Origin of the sequence: Rhodoferax sp., assembly GCF_018063565.1 — a bacterium.
Lineage (GTDB): Bacteria > Pseudomonadota > Gammaproteobacteria > Burkholderiales > Burkholderiaceae_C > Rhodoferax.
In genome coordinates, this window is the sequence record NZ_JAGPBB010000008.1 from 26,479 (window position 1) to 42,616 (window position 16,138).

A 16,138-nucleotide genomic window follows, 5' to 3' on the forward strand; every position below is an offset into this window, starting at 1 on the left:
AAATGCTCCTTAGCGCATATGGATATTAGGTTAATCGCTATCAAATTGTGTCAATTTGCAAGCCTTTCGTGCCGGTAGATCACCCATGCATACGGCAGCCCGGCGGCCGACTGGTGCAACTCGCGCGTGGTCTCTGTCCATGCCGGGCCAAAGGTGGGCGCAAAGGCGTCCCCCGCAAACTCGGCGTCGATCTCGGTCACCACGGCTTCGCTGGCCAGTGGCAGCGCCTGGGCATACATTTCAGCACCGCCGATCACCCAGGCGGTGCTGTCGGCCGGACAAAACGCGCAGGCTTGTTCGACCGAATGCGCCACCAGCGCACCGTCGGCCTGCCAGCCCTGTTGGTGTGTCACCACAATATTGAGGCGACCGGGCAGTGGCCGGAACTTGGCTGGCAGGGAGTCCCAGGTCTTGCGCCCCATGATCACCGGGCAACCCAGCGTGCTGCGTTTGAAATGTGCCAGGTCTTCGGGCAAATGCCAGGGCAGGGTGTTGTGCTGGCCGATGACGCCATTGCGGTCGCGGGCAAAGATCAGTTTGAGTTGCATGATGTGGCGCAGGTTCAGGTTTTTTGTGGGGGTAGCAACACGCTGGCGATGGCCAGCATGACAAACACCATCGCCAGCCAGTCCTGCCAGTGCGGCATTTCGCCAACGATGAAAGTGGCGCTGAGCGTGCCAACCAGCGGGATGGCCATCACACTCATGGCGCTGGTGGCTGGCGGCAGGTCGCGCGCCAGGCCAAACCAGATCAGCTGGGCCACGCCATAGTTGATGAACGCGGCGTAGGCCAGTCCCAGCCAGAGTCGGGTCGAGAACCCGGTGGGTTGCGGCAGCGGCTCCAGCGCCAGCGCCAGCACCCACAGGACCAGGCTGGACAGCAGCAGCATCCAGACCGTGGTCACGGTGGCAGACAGCGTCATCTGGGCGCGGCGAAACAACACAATACCCAGACCCCAGCAGAATGCGGCGCTCAGCATCCAGGCCACGCCGGTCGGGCGCCCGCTCAGGCGTTGCAACTCATGCCACAGCAGCAGGCCAATGGCCAGCGCTGCACTCAGCACCGCCAGGCGCACCCGCGGGGTGATGCGTTCACCAAAAAACAGGGCACCGATCAGCACCGTGAAAATCGGCATGGTGAAGCCCAGAATGGCCGCGCGCCCGGAGGCCAGCGCCTGCACGCCAAAGATCGACAGGGTGTGCCAGCCCAGCACATTGGGCAGCCCCAGCCCCACAATGCTGAGCCATTCACGCCCGCGCGGGCGCAGGCGCTCACCGCGCCGGCCGACATAGACAAACAGCCAGCACGCGCCCAGCGCCATGGTGCCGGCGCGAAAGAACAGCGGGGTCAGGCCCTCGAGAGCCAGCTTCATCATCGGCCAGTTCATGCCCCACAGCAGGGTCAGGGTCAGCATGCCCCAGAGCTGGCGGCGGGTGACGTGGGTGTGCATGGCGAGGGGTGCGGTGTTGGTGGGTGATGCGGACGGGTCAGCTTAGCCGGTTCAGGCGTTCGGTGGTGGCCAGCAATGCCAGCAGCACCATCACCAGCGCGGGCATCACGGCGCCCAGGCCAAATGTGGTGGCCAGGACGCCACAGGCCGCGGGCACGATGGCGCCGCCAAGGTAGGAAAATCCGACCTGTCGCCCAATCACCTTGGCGGTGATGGTGGCCGGAAAACGCTGTGCCGTCTCGTGCATCATCGATGGGTAAATGGGCGCACAACCCAATCCCATCAGCACCAGCCCACCCAGCGCCAGTGGCGAGGACAGACCCGGCAGCGCAAACAGCACCGCACCGGAGATGGCAAGCAGCAACCCCAACCGGATCAAGCGCCGGTTGCCCAACCGGTTGGCCACCAGCCCAACGGCAAAACGCCCGGCTGTGATGGCCGCGTAATAGAACGATACCCACAGCCCGGCCGTGGCGGCGCTGCTGCCGCGCTCACCCACCAGAATGCTGGCCGCCCACAAACCGGTGCCTAGCTCGGCCGACACATAGAGCAGAAACGCCAGCGGTGCCAGCCAGGTGGCCAGCGTACGGACGGGCTGGGTCGGCGCCAGCTGCGCTGTGGCGTCGGCCTGCGTTCCAGCTTTGGCGCTCTCACGCGTCCAAAGCGACAGCGACGCCAGCAACAGTAGCGCCAGCGTCAGCTGCAGCAGCGCCAGGGTACGGTAGCCGCTGGCCCAGCCCTGCGGCAGCAGCAGGGCGCTGCCCATGATCAGTGGCCCCAACGTGGCACCCACGCCCCAGCAGCCGTGCAACCAGTTCATGTGGCGCGACGAATAGTGCGCTGCCACGAAATGGTTCAGCCCGGCGTCCACCGCGCCGGCTCCGAGGCCCAGTGGAACGGTGAGCAGCATCAGCCAGGTCAAGGACGGTGCCAGTGAATAGCCCAGCAGTGACAGTCCGGTCAAGAAACCGCTGAGCATCACCACCGGGCCGGTCCCCAGGTGCTTGAGTACATGGCGGCTGGCCAGGGTGCTCAGGCCGGAGGCGATGGTGCCTACCAGCGTCAGCAGTCCCACCGCCGCCAGTGGCTGGTTGAGATCCAGGCGCATCGTCGTCCAGGCGACCCCCAGGACACCGTCGGGCAGGCCCAGGCTGATAAAGGCGAGATAAATGATGGCCAGCAAGGCCATGTGAGCCCAAGGCAATTTGGCAGGACTCGTCACGCCGGCCAGCCGCTGTCAGACCGCCACCGGTGCCTTGATGGCCGGGTGGCATTGGTAGCCTTGCACCTCAAAGTCTTCGTACTGGTAATCAAAAATGCTAGCGGGCTTGCGATGTATGAAAAGCGCTGGGTAGGAAAAAGGCGCACGACTGAGCTGCAAGCTCACTTGTTCGGCATGGTTACTGTAAATGTGGCAGTCACCACCGGTCCAGATGAAATCGCCCACGTCCAGATCACATTGCTGCGCCACCATGTGGGTCAACAGGGCGTAGCTGGCGATGTTGAAAGGCACCCCCAGAAAGATGTCGGCACTGCGCTGGTACAGCTGGCAACTCAATTTACCGCGTGCACCCGGCGCAGCTGGTGGTGCCACATAAAACTGAAAGAAGGCGTGGCACGGCATGAGTGCCATCTGGTCAAGCTCGGCCACGTTCCAGGCGCTGACGATGATGCGCCGCGAATCGGGGTTGCTTTTGAGGGTGTCGATGACCTGCTGCATTTGGTCGATATGGCCACCATCGGGTTTGGGCCAGCTGCGCCACTGCACACCGTAGACCGGGCCCAGGTCGCCGTCGGGGCGCGCCCATTCGTCCCAGATGGTGCAGCCGCGCTCCTGCAGCCATTTCACGTTGCGCCCGCCTTGCAAGAACCAGAGCAGTTCGACGATGATGGCTTTGAGAAAGACCTTCTTGGTGGTGACCAGCGGAAAACCCTCGCTCAGGTCAAAGCGCATCTGGTAGCCAAACACGCTTTGGGTACCGGTACCGGTGCGGTCAGCCTTGAACACGCCATGGGTGTGGACGTGGCGCAGGAAGTCTTCGTACTGGGAGCGGATGGGAGGGGGTGGCATCAATATTCACCAAATAGCGCGGCCAACGCGTCTTGAATTTCAAGCTGGCTTTGGCGCAGGTTGTACACAGGACGTCCCAGACCACGGTGGGGAAAAGTCGCCATCATCGGGGTGTCCAGGACCAGACTTTGCCCGCCGACGGTCAGAAGCGAATGAATACGGCCCAGCCGTCTGCCGACGATTCCTTCGGCACGCAAAGGCACTGCGACAAAAGTCTCGAGCATGTCAGGGTAACCGTTTTGCAGATCAAGGATGAAGGGGGTGTGAATGCGGCGTGACTTCGTCGGCCAGCAGGGCATCTACCGTCTGCGACAAGTTCGTGCCCAGGCCCCGGGCGACTTCAAGCACCTTGACATTGAGCGACAGGTTGGTGGCTTCATTGGCGGCGTTTTCAAAGTTCAACATGTCGAGGTTCCGTGATGGATGCGCAAATTCTATGCGCATCAACGCGTTGACCATGCATGCCTAGGGGAGCAGGACGCGCCCCGGGTTCATCAGATTGAGCGGATCCAGCGCACGCTTGATGGCGCGCATGGTCTGTATTGCCACCGGTGATTTGTAGTGCACCAGGTGGTCCACCTTGAGACTGCCAACCCCGTGTTCGGCCGAGATCGAGCCGCCAAAGCGCTGCACTGAATCCAACACGATCTGATTGACAGTGGGCTCCTGCTCCAGCAGAAAAGCGGCCGCATCGACCCCCAGCGGTGCCTGCACGTTGTAGTGCAGGTTGCCGTCACCGAGGTGGCCAAAGTTGACCAGGCGCACGCCGGGTATGGCGGCACGCAACAGCGCATCGGTGCTGCGGACAAACTCGGGGATGGCCGACACCGCCAGCGAAATGTCGTGCTTGATGTTGAGCCCCTCCTGCGCTTGCGCCAGCGAAATGCTTTCGCGAATGTGCCACAGGGTTTGCGCCTGGGCCAGGTTTTCCGCGACCACGGCGTCGCTGACGCAACCGGCCTCCAGCGCGGCTTCGAGCAGCGTTTCCAACTGGGTGCGGGCGTACGCTTGCGACGCAGGGTCGGCGTGCTCGAGCAGCACACAAAACGGCACGTCCTGATAAAGCGGCACGCGAAGTTGGGCATAGTGTTTGGCCACCAGGCTCAGGGCAAACTGGCCCATCACCTCAAAGCCGGTCAGCCCGGCGCCCAGATGGCGATGCGCCAGACCCAGCAGTTGCAATGCGGCGTCAAGCGAAGGCACCGCGGCCCATGCGGTGAGCTGGGCCGCAGGCAGCGGGTAGAGCTTGAGCGTGGCGGCGGTGATGACGCCCAGCGTGCCCTCCGAGCCGATGTACAGGTGGCGCAGGTCGTAACCGGTGTTGTCCTTGCGCAGGCCGCTCAGACCGGGCCAGATCTCGCCTTGCGGGGTGACCACTTCGAGCCCCAGGCACAGTTCGCGCGCATTGCCAAAGCGCAGCACCTGGGTGCCACCGGCATTGGTACCCAGGTTGCCACCCAAGGTGCATGAGCCTTCGGCCGCCAGGCTCAAAGGGAAAAGGAACCCGGCTGCGCCCGCGGCTTCCTGAACCGCCTGCAACACGCAACCTGCCTCGACGGTGATGGTCAGGTTGGCCGGGTCGATGGCGCGAATCGCATTCAGGCGTTGCAGGCTGAGCACAATCTGGTGGCCACTTTCATCTGGGGTGGAACCCACCACCAGCCCGGTGTTGCCACCTTGCGGCACGATGCCCAAGCCGCAGCCGGGGTGTTTGGCAAGATAGTCCGCGCAACACCTGACGACCTGCGCGACTTCCGGCGCACTGCCGGGGCGCACCACCGCCAGCGCCTTGCCGTGGCTGCGTTTGCGCCAGTCCTGCTCCCAGGCGCTCAAATCACCCTCGGTCAGGACATGCGGGCGTCCAACATGGGTAACCAACTGTTCGATCAGTTCATCCAGCGGCGCTTGCATGGTCAGATTCATCAGGAGAAGGTGGGGTGGGATGGCGCAGCCGCAGGCGCACATGCAGCGCGCAGGCCACAAACAGCAGCAGGCACAGCAGCACTTCAATCAGCCCGAGCCAGTGGCCCGGAGGCTTGTCGCTGTAGCCGCGCACCACGCCCTCGGTAAAGTACAGCCATACCATCAGGCTGACCCAGCGGTAGGTGTACATGCGGTTTTTCAGCAACCCGGCCAGCGGCAGGCACAGCGGCAATACCTTGAGTGCCAGCCACGAGCCGCCCGGGCGGATGGGTGACAGCCACAGTTCCCACGCCAGCCCCAGCACGATCAGCCCCAACAGGCTGCCTACCGCCAGCACACGGGTGGCCGCCACCGAAGCGCGCGGCGTGGCGGGTGCCGCGGCCATCGGAATCCCGGCAGAGTCAAGCACTGCGCGGGCGGTCGGCACTGGGTTTTGAGCGGGGGCATCCATTGGGGTGGCATCATAGCGGTCATGACCCACAATGCACGCCCACCACCGAACTGGCCGCAACGGATCGATGCCCTGCTGGCCGATTTGCGCCGATTCCCCTGGAAAAACACCGCACTCACGCTGCGTGAACGCTTTCGCGAAGACCGCCTGGGCCTGACCGCCAGCAGCCTGACCTTTACCACCACCATTGCGCTGGTGCCGTTTTTTACCGTCGTGCTGGCGGTTTTTACCGCTTTCCCGATGTTTGCCAAGTTTCAGGATGTGCTGCAAAAGTGGCTGATCGACAGCCTGATTCCCGACAGCATCGCGCGGCAGGTGCTGGGCTACCTGACGCAGTTTGCCGGCAAGGCCAGCAAATTGGGCGGGGCCGGGGTTGCGGTGCTGTTTGTGACGGCGCTGGCGTTGATCCTGACCATCGACCGCACCCTCAACAACATCTGGCGCGTGCGCAAACCGCGGCCGCTGGGTCAGCGCGTCTTGGTGTACTGGGCGGCGGTCACCCTGGGGCCGCTGCTGCTGGCGGTGAGTCTGAGCATCACCTCCTACGCGCTGTCGGCATCCAAAGGGGTGGTGGCGGTGATTCCTGGGGGTGTGCAGCTGCTGCTCGATACACTGCAGTTTGTCCTGCTGGCGTGGGGCATGGCAGCGCTGTACCGGTATGTGCCCAACACCGCCGTGCGATGGGGCCACGCCTGGGTGGGTGGGCTGTTTGTGTCGGCGGGCTTTGAACTGGCCAAGCGGGTGCTGGTGTTCTATCTGGGCAAGGTGCCCACCTACTCGGTGCTGTATGGGGCTTTTGCCACGGTGCCGATTTTGCTGGTGTGGATTTACACCGCCTGGGTGATCGTGCTGTTGGGGGCGGTGATTGCAGCCTATTTGCCGAGCTTGCTGATGGGCGTGCAGCGCCGGGCCCGCGCGCATGGCTGGCACTTTTTGCTCGCGCTGGAGACGCTGCAGCAACTCGACCGGTTGCGTGGCAGCGATGACAAGGGCTTGAGCCTGGAGCGCCTGAGCGCATTGTTGCAGGTCGAATCCTTGCAACTGGAGCCGGTGATCGAGACGTTGATCGAGCTCGACTGGGTTGGACAGTTGCAAGAGGAACCACCCGACAGCAGCGCACGGCTGCTGCTGCTGGCTGACCCCGATACGACGGCGCTTGCGCCGCTGTTGGAGGCTTTGCTGCTGCAGCAGGAACCCAGTACTGAAAATTTATGGAAAAACGGGCGCTGGCGCTTGCTGCATCTGCGGGACGTGCTATGAAAATTAATTCCATTCACAATTTCACCAAAGCCGAACTCCCAACTCATGAATGAATTGATTCACCCCCTGCTATCACTGGCCGTCGCGCTGGTGCTGGTGCTGCAAATCATCACGTTGCTGCGCAAGCCGCGTATCGAACTGCCGCCCGAGCTGACACTCAAGCTCGACGTGCTGGACCAATCGGCCCGCGCGACCTTGCAAGCAGTCGCCAAAAACGATGGCGCGCTGGAAGGTGTGTCACAGCAGTTGCAAGGCGCAAGTCAAACCATGGCGTCCAGTCTGGAGCTGGTGCGCCAGGCCATCGACGACAAGCTGGCGCAAACCGTGGCCGAATCGCGCCAGGGCAGGGCGGAGCTGCTGAGCGCTTTTCAGGGTTTTGAAGGCAAGCTGGAGCAACGCCTGGCCGGTTTTGATGCCTCGCTGACCCAGCGTCTGGACGGCGTGCAAGCGACAGTGTCAACCCGGCTGGACGACACCAGCAAGAGCTTGCTGGCGCACCTGACACAGGCGCAAGCCGATGCCGGCACCACCCGCAAGGAACTGGTCGATGCGCTGTCCGGTTTTCGCGCCGAACTCGCCAGCAACATGGGCGCTCTGGCCAGCGAGAGCACCAAGTCACGCGAGGCCCTGGCTGAGAGCGCCAAAGGGCAAGAGGCGCACATCCAGGCGCGTTTTGACGTGCTGACCGCTGCCACCCGGCAAACGCTGGATTCGCTCAAATCCGACATTCAAAGCCAGCTCGGCGTGATGTCAGGCGCGCTCAAGGACCAACTGGACGGCAACAGCAGCCAGATCAGGACCCAATTTTCTGCACTACAGGAGTCGGTGTCGCAACAACTCACGGGTCTGGTCGCTGGCAGCCAGCAGAACGCCGAGCAGTTGCGCACCGCGCTCAATGATCGCCTGGCCGCCATCCAGCAAGACAACACCACCAAACTCGAAGAAATGCGCCGTACCGTCGATGAAAAACTGCACGCCACACTCGAGCAGCGCCTGGGCGAGTCGTTCAAACTGGTCAGCGAGCGGCTGGAGCAGGTGCAAGCCGGCCTGGGCGAGATGAAAACCCTGGCCGGCAGCGTCGGTGACCTCAAACGCGTGATGACCAACGTCAAGTCACGCGGTACCTGGGGCGAAATGCAGCTGGGTGCCATCATCGACAACGTGCTGACCATCGACCAGTACGGCAAAAACGTCAAAACCGTGCCCGGCAGCGACGAACTGGTCGAGTACGCCATTCGCCTGCCCGGCCGCCACGACGACCACCCCACCTGGCTGCCGATTGACTCCAAATACCCGGTGGAACACTACCAGCGCCTGATGGACGCGCAAGATGCGATGGACAAGGGGGCGATCCTGCAGGCCGGCAACGCCTTTGAAGCCTCGATGAAACAGGAAGCCAAAAAGATCGTCGCCAAGTACGTCTCGCCGCCGCACACCACCGACTTTGCCATTCTCTACCTGCCCACAGAGGGCCTGTTTGCCGAGGTGATTCGCCGCCCGGGTCTGGTCGAAGCCATCCAGAACGACTGCCGCGTGATGATTACCGGCCCGGCCAATCTGGCCGCCATGCTCAACAGTTTGCAAATGGGTTTCAAGACGCTGGCGATCGAGAAGCGCTCATCTGAGGTCTGGAGCCTGCTGGGCATGGTGAAAACCGAGTTTGGCAAGTTTGGCGAGGTGGTGGAAGCCACCAAAAAGTCCATTGACAACGCCGCCGCCAAATTCAACGAGGTCGGCGTGCGCACCCGAGCCATTCAGCGCAAACTGCGCGATGTCGAAGAACTGCCTGTGAATGCGGTGGTTGCAAGCTTGATCCCGACCCTGATGGAGACGCAAGATGAAGATTGAACGGTGTATCGGTTCCCTTGCTGTGGCGTTGTGGCTGACAGCCTGCGGTGGTGGCGGTGGTGCGAGCACACCCGTGACGCCGGAGCCAACGGCCACCACCCAGTGGGCCTTGCAGAGCGCCAGCGCCGCCGAGCTGACCCGCTACTTGCGTCAAGCGCTGGGGCCAGACTCTCTGCGCGATCTGAGCCATGTTTGGGCGACCGATGCAGTGGTGGCCCTGGCAGGTACACCGGTCGCGTCAGTGGCATCGAATGGCGTCGCACCGGCGTTCTCGCAGACCAATGTGCAGGAAGCGGGTGTCGATGAGGCCGACGTGATCAAGACCGATGGCAGCCAGGTGTTGAGCCTGGACCCGTCTGACAGCACCAGCACCGATCGGCGGGTGTTGCGCCGACAAAAGCTTTCGACCAACGACACCAGCTTGACGCCGGCAGACAGCCTGAAACTGCCATTTTCCGGCGATGTTCAGGGTAAGAATCTGTATCTGCACAGCCAACGCCAACAGGCAGTCGTGATTGCCGAGGGGGGAATGGCCACGCCCATGCTGGACGCCTGGTTTGCGCCCTCCATGTGGCAACAGGGTTTGACGGAAGTGATCCTGGTGGATACCGCCGGTGCCAATCAGTTGCAAGTGCGGCGCACCCTGCGCATGACGGCGCAATTGATTGGTTCACGCCGCCTGGGCGACACCTTGTATCTGGTCATGCGCAGTTACCCGCAGGTGCCAGGCCTCGACCCCGCCTGGCCGGCGGATAAGGCGGCTGCCAACCAGAGCATCGTTGACGCCTTGCAGGCCCCGCAACTGCTGCCGACGCTGTCGATTGACGGCGGTCCGGTGCAAGCGCTGGTGTCGCCAGAGGCTTGTCTGACGCAGCCCAACAACGCAGTCAAAAGCGCCGACATCATCACCGTGGTCGGCATCGATCTGGCGGCAACCGGCCTGCGGCACAGTGCGCGCTGTTTTACCGGCGGCACCGAGGCGTTCTACCTGTCAGCACAGAGCCTGTATCTGGCCACCACCCGCAGCGCCTACAGTTACAGCGGTGCCGTGCCGGTCTACGCTGCCCAAAGCAGCACCGACCTTCACAAGTTCGCCCTGGAGGGACTGAGCATCAGCTACCGCGGTTCTGGCAATGTCACCGGGCATTTGGGCTTTGATCAGAATCGCAAGTCCCATCGCATGGGCGAACACCAGGGCGCTTTGCGCGTGATCACGCAAACCGGTTCAAGTTGGGGTGGCTGGCTGCCGGTGATCGCTCAGACCGAGTCGCCCGGGCACCTCAGCGTCCTGCAAGAAAGTGCGGGCGAGCTCAAACGGGTGGGTGAGCTTCCCAACGCCAAACGGCCACAGCCTCTCGGCAAGGCGGGTGAACAGCTCTACGCCTCGCGCTTTTCCGGTTCGCGTGCTTACCTGGTGACCTACCGCCTGACCGATCCGCTGTATGTGCTTGACCTGGCAGACCCCACAGATCCAAAGGTCGCCGGGGAGTTGCAGGTGAGCGGCTATTCGGATTACCTGTTTCCGCTGTCTGACACGCTCTTGCTGGGTGTCGGCAAAGACGCGGTCTCGGACGGTGCAAACGGTGACGGGCGCTTTGCCTGGTACCAGGGTGTCAAGCTGTCGTTGATCGACGTGAGCAACCCGGCGCAGCCGGTCGAGTCAACGCGCGCCATCATCGGTCGGCGCGGCACCGACGCCACGGTGCTGCACGTCCACCATGGCATTGCGCTGCAAACGGTCGGCAACACGGTGCGTGTCGGTCTGCCCGTTCGCTTGCACGACACGATGCCTGCCTATGGCACCGGCGTTGCCAGCGATACCTATGACTTCACCCGCACCGAGTTGCAGCGCTTTGAGGTCAATCTGTCAACCCGGTCGCTGAGTGCCAAGCCACCGCTGCCCGCATCCACGCCAGTCCAGCGCGACATCCAGTTCGACCGCGCCTTGCTCTGGAATGACCAGGTTCACTACTACCAGGGCATTAGCTGGCAGTCTGCGCTGTGGTGAGGGATAGCCGGTTGTGATGTTCAGCCCGATTTTGCAAGCGGTGGTCGCGCTCACCTGGCAAAGCGTGTGCGGACCTCGGTGACAGCATCCTGGATGCCGAGGAACAGTTTTACCAGCGATGGATCGAAGTGACGCCCTGCTGATTGTTGTATGGTGCTGAGTGCGAGTTCCAGAGGCCAGGCCTTTTTGTAGGGGCGCTCGGATGTCAGGGCATCAAAAACGTCCGCGATTGCCACGATGCGTCCCACCAGCGGTATGGCTTCACCCTGCAGTCCCGCCGGGTAGCCACTGCCGTCCCATTTCTCGTGATGCGTCAGCGCAATGCTCGCCGCCGCCTGCAGCAAGGGCGACGTCGAGACGCCAATGATCTGATTTCCAATCTCAGGGTGGGTTTTCATGGTCACCCATTCGGAGGCGTCGAGTGGGCCGGGCTTGCTCAGGATATGGTCTGGTATGCCAATTTTGCCTACGTCATGCATGGGCGCTGCGTTAAAGATTCGGTCGACTTCAAGCGCGTTGAGTCCGGCCGCTTCGCTGAGCAGGCGTGCGTAATGGCTCATCCGGATGACGTGCAACCCGGTTTCGTTGTCTTTGAATTCGGCCGCGCAGGCCAGGCGACGAATGATCTCGAGTCGAGTCGCATTGATTTCGCGAGTCTGCTCCAGCACTTGGTGCTGCAGCTCGCGTTGTTGGTCATAAAGTGCCAGGTGGGTGCGCACCCGAGCCTCGACGATGGCTGCGGTGACGGGCTTGGTGATGTAGTCGACAGCGCCCAATGCAAACCCGGCCTGCTCGTCCAGCACGTCACCCAGCGCGGTGACGAAGATGACCGGGATGTGGCGGGTGCGCAGATCTCCCTTGAGTGCGCGGCAGACCTCATGGCCACTCATGCCGGGCATCATCACATCAAGCAAAATCAGATCCGGAGGAGGGTCCGAGCGTGCCATCTCCAGGGCCTTTTGTCCCTGGGTGGCAAAGCGCACTTTGTAGATGGGTGACAGGATGCCGTTGAGTACGGCCAGGTTTTCAGGCGTGTCGTCGACCAGCAAAACTGTTTGTCGTTCCAGTAAATCAGTCATGCAACACCTCCGCATCGGTCAAGTCTCGTACCAGGATTGTGAGTGTCTGATGCGCCGCCTCAAAGTCAAAACGGTCCATACCAGCCTCAAGTTGCTCGCACAATGGCTGCCAGCGGCTACCGGCCAGCGCAGCCTTGAGTTGCTGGTAGGTGGACAGCGCCTGCGTGTCGTGTTGGATCAGCATTTGCTCAAGAGGCGCAATGATGGCGCTCAGTGCTTGGCCGTCCGGCTGGCTGGCCGACGGAACAGGACTGGGTGCATCGCGCTGCGCCTGCGCCAGCCGGCGTTGTGCCAGTTGCGTTTCGTCCAGCAGTGTCTTCGATTGGGCACCGATGTTGCTCGGGGTTGACGCACGCAGGCTGTGCTCGAGTTGCGCGGCCATCGCTTGCAAGCGCCCAAGCCCGATCGTGGCGGTCATGCTTTTGAAGCTGTGCGCCAACCGCAGTGCCTCGTCTGCCTGATCGGCTGCCACAGCGTCTGCCAACGCTTGAGCCATCTCTTGCCCGGTATCCTGAAAGCGTTTGAGCAAGTGTTGTAACAGGGGCTCATTGCCGTCGAGTCGTTGCAGTGCCGCCCCGATGTCGGTATCCGCCAGCTGGTCCAGAGCATAGCTTGCACCGTGCACGGTGGGCCTCTCCGTCGGTTCCGACGCGGACTGTGCCGTGGCCCTGCCCGGCTTGATCCAGCGAGCCAAGGCTGCGAACAGCTGCCCCACGTTGATCGGCTTGCCGACATAGTCATTCATTCCCGCGTCCAGGCAACGCTGGCGGTCCAACGCCAGAACATTGGCGGTCATGGCAATGATGGGCAACTGGCGCAGCGCCAGCGTCTCGCGGATCGCACGGGTCGCGGCCACACCGTCCATGCGCGGCATTTGCATATCCATTAGGACTGCATCGAAACCGGTGTCCTGGCGCAGGATATCCAACGCCGCCAGGCCGTCACTTGCCAAATCCACCTGCATACCTGCGGCCTGCAGCAGCTCTTGTGCGACTTCCTGGTTCATATCGTTGTCTTCGACCAACAGGATTCTCGCGCCTTGCAACTGCTGTATGAATGTGTCAGCCTGCGGGCTTGACGCGGGGTCGACTGCGGTTGTGCCAATCTGGGCTCGGTGTCCCAGGTGCAGGGACAGGGTGTCAAACAGGGCTGAATGATTGACCGGTTTGGTGAGAATGCCATCAATCGGCGTACTGGCCGCTTTTTGCAACAGAGCGTCGGTGTCAAAAGCCGTCACCATGATGACGGTTGGCACCGTTGGCAAGGCAGCGGTTTGATGCATGGCGCGGACCGCAGCAATACCGTCCATCCCAGGCATTTGCCAGTCCATCAGGACCAGGTCAAATCGTGGTGCTGCACTGTTTTCAAGTCGTTGCAAGGCTGCCGTGCCCGAGTTTGCCAGTTCGACTTCCAGTCCCATCGATACCAGGGCCATGCGAAGTATTTCCAGCGACGTGCTGTTGTCATCCACCACAAGGACGCGCGGGGCGGAGGTCCATTCAAGTGGCGGTACCGGCGGCAAAATGCCCTGGTCGGATTTCGCAAACCGTGTGGTGAATGTGAACGTGCTGCCTTGTTGCGGTACCGATTGCACGCTGATCTCGCCGTCCATGAGGTGTACCAGACGTTTGCAAATCGCCAATCCAAGGCCGGTCCCGCCGAACTTGCGGGTGGTCGAACTGTCTGCCTGGCTAAACGCCTGAAACAGCAGGGTCTGTTGTTCGGCAGAAATGCCAATGCCGGTGTCGCGCACAGAAAACGCCAAAATCAGGCTGGCTTCATCTTCGCATTGCGTGCGCACTCGCACCACGATCTCGCCGTACTCGGTGAATTTGACGGCGTTGTTGACCAGATTGACCAGCACCTGACCGAGTCGCAACGCATCACCCACCAAGGCATCTGGCAAGCTTGGTTCGAGGTCGAACATCAGCTCCAGCGACTTTGCCCGAGCCCGCAGTCCGACCATGGCCGACAGGTTATCCAGCACCTCATGCAGCCTGAAAGGCACACGTTCCACGCGCAGCTTGCCGGCCTCAATCTTCGAAAAATCCAGCACATCATTGATGATCTGCAGCAGGTTATCAGAGGCCTTGGCAATCTTGCTCAGGTAATTGTGCTGCTTGGGCTTGAGCTCAGTTTGCAGGCACAAGTGCGACAGACCCATGATGGCGTTCATCGGTGTGCGGATCTCGTGACTCATGTTGGCCAAGAATTCGCTTTTGGCCAGTGCGGCGGCCTCGGCCTGCTGTTGCGCGTTGGCTGCGGCTTGCAAGGCACTCGTCAGTGCAGCCATGGTGGTCGCGTTGTGTAGCGCGATCGCGATGTAGGCCGCCAGGGCTTCAAGAATCGAGCGTTCGCGTTCCGCATAGGCATCCGGATGCCTCGATTCAATGCTGAGTACACCGATCATCTGGTCACCAACAATCAAGGTGACATACAGCTTGCTGCCGTGCCAGTCGGCATTCTTGTGGGGAAAGATCAGTGGCTCCTCGCCGCGCTGTGCAATGGTCTGACGTTGGCGCGCCGCAATCGCTTCTGCCGCTTGGCTTTCGTCCAGGTCAATGATGTCGGCAGGCGTCTGCTGTTGGCCGTCACGCGACCAAAAAACGTGCTCGAGCCGGGAGCCGCTCGGGTCAAGCAAATACACGCAAAGGGCGTCTACAGCCAGCAGGTGCTGGTCCTGCTCGACCAGGTGGTGCTCCAGGGTCTTGAAAACTGCGGCCTGGTCTAGGCCCGAAGTGAGCTTGCGGCCAATCTCGCCCAAGCGCTCGAGGGTGGCACCGGCTTCGCTCAGGGCCTGGGCGCGCTCGGTTTGTATTTGCGCCAGGGCTCGGTGGTAGTTGGCATCGGCCCGAGCCTGCGCGTCTTGTTCGGTCAATCGTTGGGTTTCCTGACGCAAGCGAACACGCTCCTGGCGTTGTTCGCGGCGTTGGGTCAAGAAATACCGCCAGAGACCGTACAACAGCACCAAGGGCACCAGCAGCGTGGTTACAACGATGCTCAAATCGCTGGGGAATACACCAAGAAGGTCTGCATCCTTGGGGTTCGTCAGCGCCACCGTGATGTAGGGCAGCCAGGTCAGTATATCGACTGCCAGCGCCAGTGCGAGCACGCCAGCGGTACGGTTTCCACCGCGCCAAGACGCGACCACCCCTACCAAGGACAATCCCCAAAACGCGTAGCTGAGCTGCATTTGCAGGCGGTTACCTTCTCCGACGGAGCTCAGCCAAAGCATCACGCTCAGGCCATAAATGATCGCCAAAGCATTCGTTAACCGGCTCACAGTAGGGGCATACTGGCTAAACTTTGCCAGACGCGAATAGGCCAGGAGCGTCAATGCCGTTCCCAGTGGAATCGTCGCCGCTTCGGCCAGTCGAAGCCAGGGCGCTGGTACTACGTTGCCGATGCTCAGCAGAATCGGCGTATCAATGACTTCGGTGACGGCAAACACCAGCAAATAGCCCATGAATACGACGTAGGTGGTGTCGCGCAGCAACCAGGCCATCCAGCCAAAAAACAAAGCCAAGGTGGTGTAAGCGAGCGCAATGCCGACGTGAAACAGCGTGGTGCGCTGTACCTGCGAGACCGCGGACGCCAGGTCCACTGCGCTGACGATAACGTTTGAGCGAACTTCGCCGTCAAAACCCTGGCGGAGCACCCGTGCATACAGCATCGGCGGAGGGTGCGGCAACTGTGGAAACAACATACCGGTGGCCAACACCAGCACTTGGCTGCGCGCGCCGAATGCGTTGGCTTCGGCCAGTACCAGGCCGGAAGCGTCCATCACTCGGACGGACAGGTTGGCGTTGGAAGCAATCAGCTCGGCGCTGATCGACAGGGTTTTGGGTGCAATGCTGGTTGGATCCAGTCTGAGCCAGCAGGGGTCTGCACCCGCGGTCGCCGGCAGTAGGCCGTCTTGGGCGTGTATCCAGGGGTTTTCTGCGGTCGTAGCAGGGGCCAAAATGTTATCGACCCCACAGCGATAGTCAAATGGCAGCGCCTGTGCCCAACAGACCGAGGTCAGGCCCATGAACCAAAGCATCAAGAG

At 61.8% G+C, this 16,138-nt stretch carries 13 protein-coding genes; 3 read left to right on the forward strand and 10 right to left on the reverse strand.

Annotated features, from left to right (window positions below; genetic code table 11):
* Positions 1–50: 50 nt before the first annotated feature.
* From KBF66_RS03435 to KBF66_RS03470, 8 genes are read right to left on the reverse strand one after another with little or no spacing between them, the layout of a single operon-like run.
* The gene (locus tag KBF66_RS03435; RefSeq protein WP_296652266.1) at positions 51–548 is read right to left on the reverse strand and encodes a dihydrofolate reductase; all 498 of its coding nucleotides are present in this window, start codon (positions 546–548) and stop codon (positions 51–53) included.
* A gap of 14 nt (positions 549–562) precedes the next feature.
* Positions 563–1,450 carry a DMT family transporter gene (locus KBF66_RS03440; RefSeq protein ID WP_296652269.1) on the reverse strand — a complete coding sequence of 296 codons (888 nt, stop codon included), beginning with the start codon at positions 1,448–1,450 and terminating at the stop codon, positions 563–565.
* Between the two features lie 37 nt (positions 1,451–1,487).
* On the reverse strand, positions 1,488–2,654 hold the full coding sequence (locus KBF66_RS03445; RefSeq protein WP_296652274.1) for an MFS transporter: 1,167 nt from the start codon (positions 2,652–2,654) through the stop codon (positions 1,488–1,490).
* 33 nt (positions 2,655–2,687) lie between these two features.
* Positions 2,688–3,521: a thymidylate synthase gene (locus KBF66_RS03450; protein WP_296652277.1), complete on the reverse strand. Its 834-nt coding sequence runs from the start codon at positions 3,519–3,521 to the stop codon at positions 2,688–2,690.
* A complete protein-coding gene (locus tag KBF66_RS03455) occupies positions 3,521–3,745 on the reverse strand; it encodes a CcdB family protein (RefSeq protein ID WP_296652279.1) in 225 nt (74 codons plus the stop codon). The genes KBF66_RS03450 and KBF66_RS03455 overlap by 1 nt, the downstream gene beginning before the upstream one ends.
* 22 nt (positions 3,746–3,767) lie before the next feature.
* A complete protein-coding gene (locus KBF66_RS03460) occupies positions 3,768–3,926 on the reverse strand; it encodes a type II toxin-antitoxin system CcdA family antitoxin (protein ID WP_296652282.1) in 159 nt (52 codons plus the stop codon).
* Between the two features lie 60 nt (positions 3,927–3,986).
* Positions 3,987–5,444: an FAD-binding oxidoreductase gene (locus tag KBF66_RS03465; protein WP_296652284.1), complete on the reverse strand. Its 1,458-nt coding sequence runs from the start codon at positions 5,442–5,444 to the stop codon at positions 3,987–3,989.
* The gene (locus KBF66_RS03470) at positions 5,413–5,829 is read right to left on the reverse strand and encodes a DUF2069 domain-containing protein (RefSeq protein WP_296652353.1); all 417 of its coding nucleotides are present in this window, start codon (positions 5,827–5,829) and stop codon (positions 5,413–5,415) included. The genes KBF66_RS03465 and KBF66_RS03470 overlap by 32 nt, the downstream gene beginning before the upstream one ends.
* 87 nt (positions 5,830–5,916) lie before the next feature.
* Between KBF66_RS03470 and KBF66_RS03475 the strand changes: the two genes are divergently transcribed.
* From KBF66_RS03475 to KBF66_RS03485, 3 genes are read left to right on the forward strand one after another with little or no spacing between them, the layout of a single operon-like run.
* A complete protein-coding gene (locus KBF66_RS03475; RefSeq protein ID WP_296652287.1) occupies positions 5,917–7,155 on the forward strand; it encodes a YihY family inner membrane protein in 1,239 nt (412 codons plus the stop codon).
* A 45-nt stretch (positions 7,156–7,200) separates the two neighbouring features.
* On the forward strand, positions 7,201–9,003 hold the full coding sequence (gene rmuC, locus KBF66_RS03480) for a DNA recombination protein RmuC (protein WP_296652289.1): 1,803 nt from the start codon (positions 7,201–7,203) through the stop codon (positions 9,001–9,003).
* Entirely contained in the window at positions 8,993–11,011 is a 2,019-nt protein-coding gene (locus KBF66_RS03485; RefSeq protein WP_296652291.1) for a beta-propeller domain-containing protein, read from the forward strand. The genes rmuC and KBF66_RS03485 overlap by 11 nt, the downstream gene beginning before the upstream one ends.
* Before the next feature lie 50 nt (positions 11,012–11,061).
* Here KBF66_RS03485 and KBF66_RS03490 read toward each other — a convergent pair whose 3' ends face one another.
* Positions 11,062–12,090 carry a two-component system response regulator gene (locus KBF66_RS03490; protein ID WP_296652294.1) on the reverse strand — a complete coding sequence of 343 codons (1,029 nt, stop codon included), beginning with the start codon at positions 12,088–12,090 and terminating at the stop codon, positions 11,062–11,064.
* Positions 12,083–16,132, reverse strand: a complete 4,050-nt coding sequence (locus KBF66_RS03495) for a response regulator (RefSeq protein WP_296652356.1) — start codon at positions 16,130–16,132, stop codon at positions 12,083–12,085. Before KBF66_RS03495 ends, KBF66_RS03490 begins: the two co-directional genes overlap by 8 nt.
* Between the last annotated feature and the right edge of the window lie 6 nt (positions 16,133–16,138).